Genomic DNA, 15,457 nt, shown 5'->3' with positions numbered 1-15,457 from the left:
GTATCTCTTTGTCCATTATAACATTTAGGTATACTTTTATATACTATATTGTATTTTTATCACTACATGATAATAAAGTGCGTACTTTTAAAAATATATTATACCTATTATACTAGCGTCTGTATAACAAATCATAAGCACAGGAGGGAACAACATGAATCGTTTTACTATTCCACGCGATATTTATTTCGGAGAAAATGCTCTCGATGTTTTGAAAACGTTGGAAGGATCAAAAGCTGTTCTCGTCATTGGTGGTAGCTCCGTCAAGAAAAATGGGAATCTTGATAAAATTCAACAACTTCTTTCAGAAGCCAATATAGAAACAACAGTGATCGAGGGGATTACGACGGAACCGACGACCCAAATGGTCAAAAAAGGTGTACGTGTTCTTAATGATTTTCAGCCTGACTGGGTAATTGGAATTGGCGGTGGATCGGTAATGGATGCGGCGAAAGCGATGTGGCTGTTCTATGAGCATCAAGAATTAACATTCGAAGAAGCGACTCGTCCATTTAGTTTGCCGCGATTGCGTACAAAAGCAAAATTCGTGGGAATTCCAACTACAAGCGGAAGCGCATCTGAAATATCCAATTTATAAGTGATTACCGACGCGGAAACAGGTGTCAAATATCCATTGGCTGATTTCGAATTGACACCAGATATGGCAATTATCGATCCGGTTATGGTTCAATCCATGCCGAAGCATGTGATAGCTTACAGTGGAATGGACGCGATCACACACAGCATTGAAGCATATGTAGCTAAGCCTCGTACCGTTTTCACCGATTCGATGGCGATTGAAGCTGCTGAAGTACTTAAAGAGAATCTTCTTGCTTCTTATCTGGGAGATCTAAGAGCTCGTGAGCAAGTCCATTATGCTCAGGCGATGGCCGGCATGGCATTTGCTAATGCGGTACTAGGGAACGTGCACAGTCTTTCGCATAAAAGTGGTCCAACCTTTAATATTGCGCATGGATGTGCCAATGCAATTTATTTACCATATGTGATTCAATTTAATCGCAAGGTAGTCGAGGACCGTTATGCATCAATTGCAGAACGACTCGGTTTGAAAGGTGAAAACAATAAAGAATTGGTAGATTCGCTTATTTCTTGGATTCGTGACTTGAATCAAAACATGAATATTCCAAATACACTCCAAGAGTACGGAGTATCCGAGGAGATGTTCCACGCACACGTAGATGAAATGGCAGTCAATGCCGTGAAAGATCCATGTACAAGCACCAATCCGCGTGAAACATCTGTAGAAGAAATGAAAAAATTATACATCGCAGCGCTTTATGGTCTAGATGTTAACTTCTAATTGACAAGCATTATCAAAATTTCTTAACCAAAGATAAAAAGATCGGATTCCATTTGAATCTGAATCTTTTTATCTCACTGTATTTAAATGTTTTCGGTTTAAAGATGGGGGAATGAAAATTGGATTCTATGACCTTTGTCTTGTTTGGAGCAACAGGGGATTTAGCTAAAAGAAAAATTTTTCCTGCATTATATCATTTATTTCTCGATCAAAAAATGCCTCATTCGTTTTCCATTATTGGTTTAGGTAGAAGAGAATGGTCGGATGATGAGTTTCAAACACATGTGGAACATTCAGTAAAAACATTTTCTACACGTTTCATCCATGACCGTTCGAAATTGGAAGAATTTCTTCGCGCATTTCGTTATAGTCCTTTAGATGTAACGAATATGGACGGGTATAAAAAGCTACTGAAAATCGTTCAGCAACGTGAAAAAGAGTTGAATATTCCTGAAAACCGCATGTTTTATTTATCTGTTGCGCCAGAGTTTTTTGATGTAATTACGTCGAACATCAAGGAAAGTGGATTAGGCTCTACAAAAGGTTGGAAACGTCTAGTTATCGAAAAACCTTTTGGGCATGATTTGAAATCAGCCCAAGATTTAAACGAAAAGTTAAGTCAAGCTTTCGAAGAAGATGAAATTTATCGGGTAGATCATTATCTCGGAAAACCAATGGTCCAAAACCTCGAAGCTTTAAAATTTGCCAACCCTGTGTTTCAAGCATTATGGAACAATCAGCACATAGCCAATGTACAAATTACAGCTAGTGAAACGGTTGGGGTAGAAGAAAGAGCGGGTTATTATGACCGGGCAGGGGCGATTCGCGATATGTTTCAAAATCATATGCTGCAATTGTTAATGATGACAGCCATGCACGTGCCAAAACGGATCAGCTCACAAGACATCCGTAATGAAAAAATAAACATCATGGAATCTCTTCGACTACTACAAAAAGAAGAAGTAGGTTTACACGTTGTTCGCGGTCAATACGGTCCGGGAGAAATCCATGGTAAACGAGTTGTTGGATATAAAGAAGAACCTGGGGTTGATGCTTCTTCCACAACGGATACATTCGTTGCGGCTCGTTTATGGATTGATGATGAGTTTTGGAACGGGGTGCCATTCTATATTCGTACAGGTAAAAGAATGAAGGAAAAGTCCACACGTATTGTTATTGAATTCAAAAATCCATTAAAGGAATGGTACTTTCCAAAAAATGAGAAAACGGCTCCTAATCTTTTAGTGATTGAAATCAATCCGAACGAAGGGATTTCGTTGCAATTCAATAGTAAAAATGTATTAAACGATGGAAAGATGGAGACCGTTCATATGCGCGTTGCGACTAACCAAAAAAATGTACCCGAAGCCTATGAACTCTTAATTTTTGATGCTTTACATGGCGACACGACTTTCTTTGCTCATTGGAAAGAAGTTGAATTATCTTGGAAGTGGATACAGCCTGTTTTAGAAGCGTTTGAGGAAAATCTTCTTCCTCTTCACACATATCGTTCAAGTTCGATGGGACCAGAGGCTTCTCATAAATTATTAGAAGAGGACGGATTTCATTGGTGGTAGCTCGTGTCGAACTTCATTCTCATCAAATGAACTATAGGTTAGCTGTGCGTATATACGTATAAAATGTGAATGGCTAAAGGTAAATCTAGGAGGCAATGAACATGAAAGTCGGATTAATCGGTTTAGGAAAAATGGGATTAAACTTAGGTAAAAGTCTCATTGACCATAAGCACGAAGTAGTGGCATTCGATGTAAATTCAGAAGCGGTTGAAGAAATAAAAAAATATGGGGCTACAGGTGTATCCAGTTTAAGGGAACTCGTTTTATCATTAGAAAAGCCAAAAATTGTTTGGATGATGATTCCACACAACGTTGTTGATTCGGTGATTCGTGAGATTATACCATTTCTAAGCGAAGGCGACATTGTGATTGATGGTGGCAATTCTCACTATAAGGAATCGATTCGTCACTATAATGAGCTAAAGGAGATTGGAATTCACTTTATGGATGCGGGAACTTCTGGCGGAGTCGAAGGTGCTCGAAACGGAGCATGTTACATGGTTGGAGGGGATCGTGAAGCTTGGAGCATTGTCGAACCTCTTTTCCGAGATACAGCTCTACAAAATGGGTATTTATATGCGGGAAAAGCAGGCAGCGGCCACTTTTTAAAAATGGTTCACAATGGAATTGAATACGGGATGATGGCTGCCATTGGTGAAGGATTCGAAATATTAGAGAAAAGCGAATTCGATTATGACTACGAAAAAGTAGCAAGAGTGTGGAACAATGGTTCGGTTATTCGTTCATGGCTCATGGAATTAACCGAACGCGCATTTTCAAAAGATGCAAAATTAGATGAAATCAAAGGGATTATGCACTCTTCCGGTGAAGGGAAATGGACAATTGAAACAGCTTTAGATCTGCAAACTGCCACTCCTGTCATCGCCATGGCCTTATTGATTCGGTATCGTTCATTAGAAAACGATACATTTACAGGTAAAGTGGTAGCCGCGCTACGCAACGAATTTGGCGGACATGCCGTGGAAAAGAAATAAATAGTTGCAAGCATTTGAAACATCTTCACGAAAGGTTCAATGAAATCGCATAAGAGTAATTTTCAGGTCCAAGATCTACACGGAAGAACGATGGTGAATTTTCGAAAAGAAAGGAGAAGGTATATGGCTATCTCTTTTGATTACTCCAATGCTTTACCATTTATGAAAGAGAGTGAACTAGATCATCTAAGTGAATTTGTAAAAGTGGCTCATACTATGCTTCATGAAAAGAAAGGACCAGGATCGGATTTTCTTGGTTGGGTTGATTGGCCGATTCGTTACGATAAAGACGAATTCGTGCGAATCAAACAAACTGCTGAAAGAATCCGGAGTCATTCAGACGCTCTTGTCGTTATCGGCATTGGCGGATCTTATTTAGGGGCGAGGGCAGCTATTGAAGCATTGTCCCATACTTTTCATAACCAGGCGAACGATACGACGCAAATTTATTTTGCGGGTCAGAATATCAGCTCTACTTATATCTCTCATTTATTAGATGTATTAGAAGGCAAAGAGCTGTCTATCAACGTTATTTCTAAATCAGGAACAACGACAGAGCCTGCCATTGCTTTCCGAATTTTCCGCGACTACATGGAGAAAAAATATGGAAAAGAGGAAGCAAGAAAACGTATTTATGTTACCACTGATCAAGAAAAGGGAGTATTAAAAAAGCTTGCCGATCAAGAAGGATATGAAACGTTTGTTATTCCAGATGACATAGGCGGAAGATATTCTGTGCTGACAGCAGTTGGCCTGTTGCCAATCGCCGTAGCTGGATTGAATATTGATCGAATGATGGAAGGGGCAGCATCGGCATATTATAAATATAACAATCCTGATCTTTTAACCAATGGAAGTTATCAGTATGCCGCTGTGCGAAATATTTTTTACCGTAAAGGGAAAGCGATCGAATTATTGGTGAACTATGAACCGTCCCTTCATTACGTATCCGAATGGTGGAAACAGCTGTTTGGCGAAAGCGAAGGGAAAGATCAGAAAGGACTATTTCCTGCATCCGTTGATTTTACAACAGATTTACATTCCATGGGGCAATACGTTCAGGAAGGCCGCCGCAATCTGATCGAAACAGTGCTGCAAGTTAAAAAACCGCGAATCGAACTGACGATTCAAGAAGATCGAGAAAATATCGATGGATTGAATTTCTTGGCCGGTAAGACACTGGATGAGGTAAACAAAAAAGCGTTTCAAGGTACGCTATTAGCACACGTAGACGGCGGAGTGCCTAACTTAATTGTTGAACTGGACGAAATGAATGAATACACCTTTGGTGAAATGATATACTTTTTCGAAAAAGCTTGCAGCATGAGCGGACATTTACTGGGCGTGAATCCGTTTGATCAGCCGGGAGTGGAGGCTTACAAGAAAAATATGTTTGCCTTACTTGGCAAGCCGGGTTTTGAAGTTGAAAAGGCAACTCTCATGAAACGGTTATCTTAATAACGTTTTTATATAAAGGCAACCGGAAGATTCAACTTATAACGGATTGAAAAGCAGGCTACCTGTTCCTATACTCCGCAGGAGTGAACTGCCCCCCTGTCAAGTAGTCAGTAGAAATAATAAAAATATACCTAAGCGGCTTTAGCTCTATATTCCATGGGGCTAAGGCCGTTTAATCTTTTTTGATACCTTTCATCATGATAAAAGCGGATGTACTCATCAATCGCAAGAGATAATTCTTCAAATGTCTATACTTATGTAAAAAATAATACTTCTCGCATTTGAGCGTTCCCAAAAAATTCCATTGGACCATTACAATTTTTAAAGGTAAATTATCAAAACAGAATTTGTTAAAGGTAAATATTTCAAAAATTCGACCAATTGAAACTGGAATTAGATGATAACGAACCTTCAAGATATACAAGCGAAATTAAATCCTTTAACGAAGGATACCGATAAAGATGGCATAAAAGACGCGGAAGAAGACAATGACTCTGATAAATTGAACACAAAAGAAGAGTTTATCGTAGGGACAAACTCAACTAACGCTGACTCTGACAAAGATGGCATAACTGATGGTGAAGAAGATAGAGACAACGATAAAATAGCTAATTATCTTGAATTTGAATTGGGATATAACCCGAAAAATTCTGATAGTGATCGGGACGGTTTAAAAGATGGTGATGAAGATTTTGATAGAGATGGGGTTCCAAACAGTTTATGAAGTAAAAGAACTTGAAATAAAGTTAATTGACTCAGATGGTAAAAAGTTCAAATTGGAATATGAACTTTCAAAGGAAGAATTAGAAATCAAGTTTAAAGATGAAATTGGAATTATGGACCCTAAAACGGTTGTTGATCGATTAACCTTAACTCCAGATATAACAGAAGAGGAGTTAATTGATCAAGTGAAGCGAGTTCTTGGTATTAACACTTTTTCAGAACTAAAGATTGAAGTTGAATTTGTCAACGGAAAAGAACTAGAAGTCAATAAAGATGCGGATAAGGATAAAAATGATAAAGATACGGATGAAAATGCAGATGAAGATGCGATGAATAAACGCTTATGACACAATAACAGATCCACGATTGAAAACTCTAGATGTGTCTGAAACTAATTGCTTAAGTGGAAAACAGTAACAAAATTAGGATTTTAATTGCAGACAAGAAGGATTTCTACCTCTTGTCTTTTTCTATTAAAATCTTTTTATAAAAAACAATTAAAATAATGTGAAACCCATGGTGCTAGTTGAGCGTTGACGCCCGACTAGCACCATGGGTTGTAATAAATCTTTTTATAGTTTGCTTCTGTCAAAACGCCGATTTTGACTTAAAATAGAAGGTTTTAGGTAGATTATTTAAATTTTTCCTTATAATCATTTAACTATTTATTTATTAAATGATCTTCTGACAAATATTCTATAATCGGCAATAAATACGAACGTTTGGTGTGTCCTAATTTTTATAATTCCTCCATAAGCGATCAGGGGCTGGATCTCCCGTTAAGGCAAAGTGAATGAAATCCAAATGATTTCGAAATCAAACCATTGTGTCTTGCCTTCTTTCTCTTTCTCACAACTGCTGCTTTCACCTGAACTTTGTAAATAAAGTTTAACGATGATGATCATGTATCTCTAAATCCATTTTCATGAGCATTCCCGCGTCGTAGAGCAGAAGGTTTATCGGGAGATGGCTGAAAATTGCCAAGGATGCCTGATATTCGGGATGGAGGAAAAAATCCATCAGCACACATTGTGATAACAAATCCTGGTGTCCTTCAAATTTTTTCAAAACGGGTTTCTGATAGGGACCGGATACTTCCACCTTCTGGGGAGAGGTGTTCAGTCCTTCTCCCGTTGCTTTTAACACCGCTTCCTTTCTTGTCCAATAGGAAAGGATGCCTTTCAGCCTTTCCTTTTTCGGCAAATTGCTGAGGTGAACGGCTTCCTTTTCGGTAAGAATTCCTTCTATCATATGTGTGGTGTCATAAGAAATGAACGGCCGGATCCATTCCACATCCACTCCCACCAAAGCATTTACTGTAAAGGCAACCAAAATGATCTCCCCTGAATGAGACACAGACCAGTGCAGTTTGTCATCAGGCAGCCGAGGCCTGCCATGGGGCTTCTGGCATTTGGGACATGTCCTGTCTATGGGCACTTGATGCGGCGGCATGTTCAATTGTTCCGCCAAAACGAGTCTGCTTAGTGCACAGCCGATAATGAACTGGATCCGGTCTTGCTCCTTTCGAAAGGATAGCGCATATTCCAGCTCTGCATTACTAAGCAGCTGAAAATGCCATGGCTGAAAATCAGTCGTTTTGGCCAAATAAACATGGCATGTGTCATTCCATAAATGGGGAACAGAATGGATCACTTCCCATTGTTGCATGTCTTTTTTCTCCTCCCCTATACAGCCATTTTTCTCCATGCATCAATCACCATCGTTCTTTTTCCTCATATAAAAGTCGGCCGCCTTTATTGATAAAAAAATTAATGTCCATGAGAGCTTTTAAATCTTAGCCTACTTTTGCTCTCACTATGAGCAAACATAAAGCACTGGAAAAAGCGGCACGGTAACGGATCACAGCAAGTTTTTTCCATTTTTACAACCGCTTCATGGACATTTCATTCTTTGCCACACCCATTGGCTGTAAGCACGACTGCCATTCTCCATCGTTCCCCATACCGGCATTTTGCTTTCCTCTGTCTTTCTAATTACTTCACAATGCCATGGGTTTGCTGTTTCAAACTGGCCGGGCGCATGTCTGTCCAATGGGATTGAATATACGCCAGGCAATTGGCGCGGGTATCTTCTCCAAAGACGATCCGCCAGCCGGCGGGAACGTCTATCGGAGCAGGCCAAAGCGAAAACTGCTCTTCCTCATTTACTAACACAAAAAAGGACAACTGTTCATTTTCGAACGGATTCTTCATTTTTTTCCTCCTTCCATTTCTGGATGTTTCCGTTTTCCTGCAAGAAATCAGCCAGTATGCGTCCGATTTCCGCCAGCGGGCCTGGTTGACACATATCTTTATGACGGCAGCTGATCGGATATTGAATCAGCTTCCCGTCCACGTAGTTCTGCCATATCTCTGGATCGATGGGGTCAAACCAGTCCGGGATGATGGTTGACCGGAAGAACAGCACATCTCCCCGATAGCGGCGCGGTACATATTCGCTTAAAATTTTGACGGAATTCACGTACGTATTTTTTAAATCTAAAATAGTTGATTCTTCCAAACTCGCCAATGCACTGCCTTCCTGCCGCAGCATGGCAATGGTATTCTTCAGATTGAGCGGTTTGCCATCCATGTTGTCCGGATCATAACCGCCTAACGCGAGGAGGGCTATCATCGCTTCTTCCTCATCGGGCGCCTGGGAAATAGGCAGCAAATGACTCGGATAGGCATCCAGCATCACTAAGAGTCCCACTTCATCACCTTGTTCCTGCAGCTGTGCCGCCATGGCATGGGCCACATTCCCTCCGAGGGACCATCCCAGCAAGTAGTAAGGACCCTCTGGCTGTACAGTTTTGATTTGCCGGATATAATCTGCGGCCATGTCATCCAGTGTCTCCGGCAGCTTCGCTTTTTCCCCGATACCACGGGCTTGCAGTCCATAGATCGGATAATCCGGCCCCAATGTATTCATGAATCCGGCATAGCACCAGCTGAGTCCTCCCGCCGGATGCACGCAAAAGACCGGCGGACGGCTTCCGGATGTTCTGAGCGGCAGCAGCACATCGAATGATTTCTGACTGCCTCCCATCTCAAGTTTTTCCGCAAGGCTGCGGACCGTCGGCGCTTCAAATAAAACTCCAATATTCAGTTCCAAACCAAAGGTTTCCCGAATCCGGCTCATCAATTGAACCGCTAAAAAGGAATGTCCCCCCAGTTCAAAGAACCCGTTATCAATCCCTACGCGGGGAACTCGGAGCACCTCCATAAACAATTCGCAGAGCATTTCTTCTTGGGGAGTTCTCGGTCCGCTCTTCGCCAAGTCGATGCTGATTTCCGGTTCCGGTAATGCCTTCCGATCCAATTTGCCGTTAGGCGTTAACGGGAGGCGATCCATTTTTACATAAGTGAAAGGAATCATATAATCCGGCAAGCTTGCTGCGGCATGTCTTCTCAATTCGTCCGGTTCCACGTCATGTTGAGGCACCACATATGCAACAAGCCGCTGATCTCCTTCCTGCAGCTCCCGTACCACCACCGCCGCTTGGGCAACATCCGGATGTTTTACTAAAGCTGCTTCAATTTCTCCCAATTCAATCCGGTATCCGCGGATTTTCACTTGATGGTCGGATCTTCCAATATAATCCAAGGAGCCGTCTTCACTCCATTTCGCTAAATCCCCAGTCCGATACATGCGGCTTCCCGGCGGGCCGAAAGGATTTGCCACAAACCGTTCTGCTGTCAATCCGGGCTTTCCTAAATATCCTCGCGCCAAGCCCGCACCGGCCACATACATTTCACCGACAACGCCCGGCGGCACCGGCTGGAGATATTCATCTAACACATACACGTTTAAATCAGGAATACCCGCGCCGATGAAGCTATTTCCTTCCATGGAGAGATGGCTTCGGTTCAGTGCAAGATAACTGACATGAACAGTTGTTTCTGTTATGCCGTACATATTAATCAGAGTTGGCTGTTGATCACCGTGCCGTTCATACCAATCTTCCAGCCGACTGAGCTCCAGCGCTTCTCCGCCGAAAATGACGTAGCGCAAGGCCAGCTGTTTGGATCGATTCGGATATTCCTTGTCCGCCTGCATCAGCTGATAAAAGGCGGAAGGGGTTTGATTCAGCACTGTTACCTGTTGTTCCACAAGCAGCTGCAAAAATTCCTTCGGCGAACGGCTGATTTGATGGGGCACGATGACAAGACGACCTCCGTATAAGAACGCTCCCCACATCTCCCAAATCGAAAAATCAAAGGCATAGGAGTGAAATAAGGTCCAAACATCCGCTGCCGTAAAATGGAACCAATGGTCCGTTGATTGAAACAGACGAATGACATTTTGATGCGGGATGAGCACCCCTTTCGGCTTTCCCGTTGAACCAGACGTGTAGATGATATAGGCTGTATGAAGCGGCGACAATGGTTCTGTGCGCAATGAATCATCCGGATTAATATCCGGATAGACGGCTAAAAGATGCTTGGTCCGTTCTTCATCAAGTATCAGCCGAGGAATTTCATTCCCTTCCGGCAGTTTTGATGCGGCATCGCTTCTAGTGATCACGTACATCGGCCGAGCATCCTCCATCATATATTCCAGCCGTTTTTTCGGATAATCCGGATCTAGCGGGAGATATGTGCCCCCAGCTTTCAGCACGGCAAGGATTCCGATGATCATGTCGAAGGATCGGGGTAATGCCAGTGCCACCGTTTTTTCAGGACCGACACCTTTTTCAATCAGGTAATGGGCAAGCCGGTTGGCCTGTTCGTTTAATTCCCTGTAGCTCAGTACAGCACCGTCATAAACTGCGGCAATGGAATCGGGATTTTTTTCCGCTTGGTTTTCAAACAATGCTGCAAGACAGTCTGAAGACATTGCAACAGACTGACGACTTTTTTCCAAAAAGAGCGTGCGTTCTTCCGGCAGAAGCAAATTGAAATCACTGATGGGCCGGTCCGGATTTTCCGAAATGGCCGCAAGAAGCAGCAAAAATCGTTTCGCAAAACCTTCCACGCTTGTATGACGAAATAAATCACAGCTGTACTCAAACAGACCGGTCAGCCCGTCCGGAGAACCGTTTTTGGTCCTTTGTTCCTGAAGCTCCAGCGTTAAATCAAATTTCGCCGAACCGACATTTTGAATCTCCAATTTGCTTTCAAGACCCTCCAATTCCAGCTTCGGTTCCGGCGTATTTTGGAAGACGAACATAACCTGGAATAACGGATGCTTCGATTTTGATCTTGCCGGATTCAACACTTCTACCAGCCGTTCAAAGGGCAGATCCTGGTGTTCATAGGCGGATAGATTAACCTGTCTCACCCGTTCCAACAGTTCCCGGAAGCTTGGATTTCCTGATGTGTCCATGCGGAGAACGAGCGTATTGATAAACAATCCGACAAGATCCTCAAGCGAATCGTCATTTCTACCGGCAATGGGGCTGCCAATCGGAAGATCCGTTCCTGCCCCCAGCCGTGTAAGGAAAACCGCAAAAGCTGCCTGAAGAACCATAAAAAGGCTTGCTTTGTTTTCCCTTGCCAGTTCTAATAGACACTGATGAAGATCTGAATCGATTGAAAATTTTACGATACCGCCTTTATAGCTGGACTCTTGCGGACGCGTATAATCCGTCGGCAGTTCTAGTTCTTCCGGTAAATTCGCTAATGTTTTTTTCCAGTAATCAAGCTGTGTGGCAATGAGACTTTCTGGATTGCTTTCATCCCCCAGCAGCTGTTGCTGCCAAAGGGCATAATCCGCATAGGTGACCGGCAACGGGTTCCAGGATATTTTTTCATTCCGGCAGTGTGCCTGATAAGCTTTAGCCAAGTCACGGGTTAAAGGGGTCAGCGACCAGCCGTCAGCAATGATATGATGCAGCAAGATTAAAAGTACATGCTTGCGAGATCCGAGTCGATACAATTGGACTCTGATTCCCGGTTCATTGGCCAAATGAAAACTGTATCGGACCGCTGCCTGCAATTCGTCGGCAAGCTGACTTTCACTAATGTCTTTCTTCATCCATAAAGGCCCAACTTGATGGGGTTGTAAAATCACTTGTTTGGATGCTCCGGCATCGTCTGGGAAAATCGTCCGCAACGGTTCGTGCCGCTCAATGACATCATATAGTGCTCTTTTCAGCGCATTTTCATTGAGATCACCCGTTAAAGAGACGACCACCGGTATGTTATATGTAGGGCTTGGACCTTCCAAATGATATAAAAACCATTGCCTGCGCTGGGCAAAGGATAGGGGAATTTCCCCATCATGAACTTGCGGTAAAATAGGCGGCTTTGTTTGTTCTGCCTCTTCCACATGTTTCACAAGTTCTGCGACCGTCGGTGATTCAAACAATTTGCCGATCGGAATGTCTGCACCGAACACATCCCGAATACGGCTTAACAGACGGGCGGCCAATAGTGAATGTCCGCCCAATTCAAAGAAATGATCATCAATCCCAACGGAAGACAGCTCCAAAACTTCTCCAAATAACTCACATAAGATTTCCTCCTGGGGCGTTCTTGGCTTGCGCCCTTTTGCTGTGATGCCGGTCTCGGGCGCCGGCAGCCTTTTTCGGTCAATTTTTCCATTGTGAGTCAACGGAAATTCATCTAGTACCATAAAAGCGGATGGCACCATATAATCCGGCAGTTTTTTACTGACAAATCGGCGGAGTGCCGTAACATCAAAGCTGTCTTTCCATCTTTCATGAGGAATAATGTAGGCGGCTAGCCGCTGATTCCCTTGATAATCTTCATAAACCGTTACAACGGCGCGGTCCACACCTTTAAATGCCGATAGCACCGTTTCGATTTCGCCGATTTCGATTCGGAACCCCCGAAGCTTAATTTGATGGTCGGTCCTGCCGATATATTCCAACGCCCCATCCTTCCTCCATCGGACCACATCCCCTGTTCGGTACATGCGGCTTCCCGGCGTACCGTAGGGATTGGCTATGAAACGCTCGGCGGTTAAATCCGGACGACCTAAATATCCCCTTGCCAGCCCGTCACCGGCAATATATAATTCACCAGCGGCTCCGGTCGGTACCGGCTGAAGCCGGTCATCCAGTACATACACTTGAGTATTCCAGATAGGACGGCCGATGGAAGGCACTGCGTTGTCATCTGCATGAAGATACGAATAGGTGGACCAGATCGTCGTTTCCGTCGGACCGTATAAATTGATGACCTCTGCAGAAAGATGATTTAGCTCCTTGGCCAGCCCGCTCGGGAGCGCCTCGCCTCCTGTTAAAACCCGAAGGTTCGATATGCATTCCGGATTATGTGATACCAGCATATGCCAATGGATTGGTGTTGCCTGCATTATCGTGATGTTTTCCTTTATTATCATCTCCGCCAAGGCCTTCGGATCCTTTGCCGTTTCTTTCTCCGCCATGATTAATGCGGCGCCGCAAATCAATGGCAGATACAATTCCAATGCCGAAATATCAAAGGAAACCGTCGTAATAGTAAGGAACCGGTCCTGTTTCCCTATCCGCACCGTCTCCTGCATGGCAAACAAAAAGTTGTTGAGGCTCTGAAAGGGCACTACCACCCCTTTTGGTTTTCCGGTAGAGCCTGATGTATATAAAACATAAGCGGGATGATTGGCTGAACGGCTTATGTCTACATTGTGATCAGGCTGATCCCGCAACGTTTTTTCCGTTTCCGGATCATCCAGCAGGATCATAGAATGAGCCGGAGCATGGCCAAGTTTTTCTTTAGCAGCAGAGGTTGCCACAATGCGGACAGGGTTCGTATGTTCCAGCATATATTCGATACGGTCTTTTGGAAAATCAAGATCCAGCGGCAAATAAGCCGCTCCGGTTTTCAATACGGCCAGCATCGCCGCCACCAAAGATGCGGATCGGGGGAGGGCCAGCGCAATGAATGATTCCGGTTTGGCGCCTTCTTTCATGAGCAATCGGGCCAGTTTGTTCGCCCTTTGATTTAATTCTTGATAGGATAGCACCTCATTTCCACAAATAATGGCCGTAGCATCCGGATGATCGGCTGCCTGTTTTTCAAAAAGCTGCAGAAAATGCTCATCCGGCATGGAACGCCAAGTATCGTTCCATGCAGTCAGTACTTGATGCCGTTCCTTTTCAGAAAGAAGCTTAATCTTTCCGATGCACATATCCTCTTTCAGTGATGCCACTGTTTCCAGCAAATGCACAAAACGGGTTTGATGGGCCTCCAGCTCATCGATCCGATACAGTTTCGGATTTGCATCAAAATCGATGCGCAGCCCGTTTCCATCCGCTCGATCATATACTTGAATGACCAAATCATCCACCGGTCCTGCAGCTAAATTACGGGGAATACCGATATGGCCGTCGAAGCTTAGGTAATAGTCAAAAGGCATGAGATTCACTTGAGGGCCGAACAGCCGCTGATGTTCCCCTAAAAGCTTCAAATCCCGCCGCAGTTGTTCATGCCGGTATTTTTCATGTTTTTTCGCTTCAGCCATTTCCTTTCTGACTTGACGAAGAAGATCAGACAGTAAATCATCCGGATCGAACTGCAAACGGAGAGGCACAATGTTCATCACCATGGCGGGCACATTCAAGGCCACAGATCCTAACCGGTTCATCATAGGCAGCCCGAGGATCACGTCCGTTGTCCCCGTAAACCTATGAATGTATAGGGCTGCCGCCGCAATGAACATTTCATGCCATCCCGCGTTCAGCCGTTGAGCAGATTGTTTGAAACGCTCTGTATCGGACGACGATAAATGGAACGTTCTCCGAAGAAACGTATCCGAAGTCCGTGCCGTTTTCTGGCATAGGCTGACCACATCGGGTTCATCTTGAAACCGATCCATCCAATAGAATCGATCCGCTTCATACTGCGTGGACGCTTCATACTCTTTTTCTTCCTCCAATATCTTCTGGATGGAGCCGAATGCTTCCCCTCGAATGGATCGTCCGTTTACAAAAGCCGTGTAAACTTGAGCGACTCTTTGGGCAATCAGCGAAAAACCAAATGCGTCAATGGCAATATGGTGAATGCGCTGATACCAATAATAGTGCTCCTCGGAAATTTTGAATAACGCTTCGGTATACAGAGGATCGTTTGTCAAATCAACAGGCGTCGATAAATCTTGTTTCATCCACTTTATTGCTTCTTCATGAGGATTTGCTCTATTGCTCACATCAACATATTGGAAAGGAATCTCCTTCGACGGGGAAATTATTTGAAACGGTCCGTTCTCATTTTCACTAAACCGGACATGCAAAGATTCCACTTCCGAAAGGACCTTTTCCAGTGCTTTTTCAAACAGAACAGGATCCACCGGACCTTTGATTTCGATATATTCACCGGTGTTAAAGATAGGGTTGCCAGGATCCAGCTGCTGGGCAAACCAAATACCTGCTTGAGCTTTGGATAAAGGCATGTATTGATCTTGACAATGTGACATGG

Annotated in this window: 9 protein-coding genes and 1 pseudogene; 6 read left to right on the top strand and 4 right to left on the bottom strand. The window is 43.7% G+C overall.

Annotated elements, in window-relative coordinates; translation table 11 throughout:
• The first annotated feature begins 154 nt into the window (after window positions 1-154).
• The 4 genes and pseudogenes from ACVIJU_RS04915 to ACVIJU_RS04900 all read left to right on the top strand — a co-directional run bounded on the left by ACVIJU_RS04915 (window position 155) and on the right by ACVIJU_RS04900 (window position 5,351).
• Window positions 155-1,321, top strand: a pseudogene (locus ACVIJU_RS04915) (iron-containing alcohol dehydrogenase).
• Window positions 1,322-1,440: 119 nt separating this feature from the next.
• The gene (gene zwf / locus ACVIJU_RS04910; RefSeq protein WP_063387826.1) at window positions 1,441-2,898 is read left to right on the top strand and encodes a glucose-6-phosphate dehydrogenase; all 1,458 of its coding nucleotides are present in this window, start codon (window positions 1,441-1,443) and stop codon (window positions 2,896-2,898) included.
• A 101-nt stretch (window positions 2,899-2,999) separates the two neighbouring features.
• A complete protein-coding gene (gene gnd / locus ACVIJU_RS04905) occupies window positions 3,000-3,893 on the top strand; it encodes a phosphogluconate dehydrogenase (NAD(+)-dependent, decarboxylating) (RefSeq protein WP_063387827.1) in 894 nt (297 codons plus the stop codon).
• A gap of 123 nt (window positions 3,894-4,016) precedes the next feature.
• A complete protein-coding gene (locus ACVIJU_RS04900) occupies window positions 4,017-5,351 on the top strand; it encodes a glucose-6-phosphate isomerase (RefSeq protein ID WP_063387828.1) in 1,335 nt (444 codons plus the stop codon).
• A gap of 131 nt (window positions 5,352-5,482) precedes the next feature.
• Here ACVIJU_RS04900 and ACVIJU_RS04895 read toward each other — a convergent pair whose 3' ends face one another.
• On the bottom strand, window positions 5,483-5,563 hold the full coding sequence (locus ACVIJU_RS04895) for an IS3 family transposase (RefSeq protein ID WP_430732316.1): 81 nt from the start codon (window positions 5,561-5,563) through the stop codon (window positions 5,483-5,485).
• Between the two features lie 185 nt (window positions 5,564-5,748).
• Between ACVIJU_RS04895 and ACVIJU_RS04890 the strand changes: the two genes are divergently transcribed.
• Both ACVIJU_RS04890 and ACVIJU_RS04885 read left to right on the top strand, forming a co-directional pair.
• Window positions 5,749-6,075: a hypothetical protein gene (locus ACVIJU_RS04890; protein ID WP_063387829.1), complete on the top strand. Its 327-nt coding sequence runs from the start codon at window positions 5,749-5,751 to the stop codon at window positions 6,073-6,075.
• Window positions 6,029-6,421: a hypothetical protein gene (locus ACVIJU_RS04885; RefSeq protein ID WP_153028092.1), complete on the top strand. Its 393-nt coding sequence runs from the start codon at window positions 6,029-6,031 to the stop codon at window positions 6,419-6,421. Before ACVIJU_RS04890 ends, ACVIJU_RS04885 begins: the two co-directional genes overlap by 47 nt.
• Before the next feature lie 541 nt (window positions 6,422-6,962).
• Here the strand turns inward: ACVIJU_RS04885 and ACVIJU_RS04880 are convergent.
• From ACVIJU_RS04880 to ACVIJU_RS04870, 3 genes are all read right to left on the bottom strand, one after another.
• Window positions 6,963-7,742, bottom strand: coding sequence for a 4'-phosphopantetheinyl transferase family protein (locus ACVIJU_RS04880; RefSeq protein WP_327873421.1), 780 nt, complete (start codon window positions 7,740-7,742; stop codon window positions 6,963-6,965).
• 326 nt (window positions 7,743-8,068) lie between these two features.
• Window positions 8,069-8,287, bottom strand: a complete 219-nt coding sequence (locus tag ACVIJU_RS04875) for an MbtH family protein (RefSeq protein ID WP_063387831.1) — start codon at window positions 8,285-8,287, stop codon at window positions 8,069-8,071.
• A complete protein-coding gene (locus ACVIJU_RS04870; RefSeq protein ID WP_456687341.1) occupies window positions 8,265-15,455 on the bottom strand; it encodes an amino acid adenylation domain-containing protein in 7,191 nt (2,396 codons plus the stop codon). The genes ACVIJU_RS04875 and ACVIJU_RS04870 overlap by 23 nt, the downstream gene beginning before the upstream one ends.
• Window positions 15,456-15,457: the final 2 nt, after the last annotated feature.

It is taken from the genome of Aeribacillus sp. SP014 (assembly GCF_054055575.1).
The sequence above is the reverse complement of the archived record's forward strand: the minus strand, read 5'-3'. Positions and strand labels throughout refer to the sequence as shown.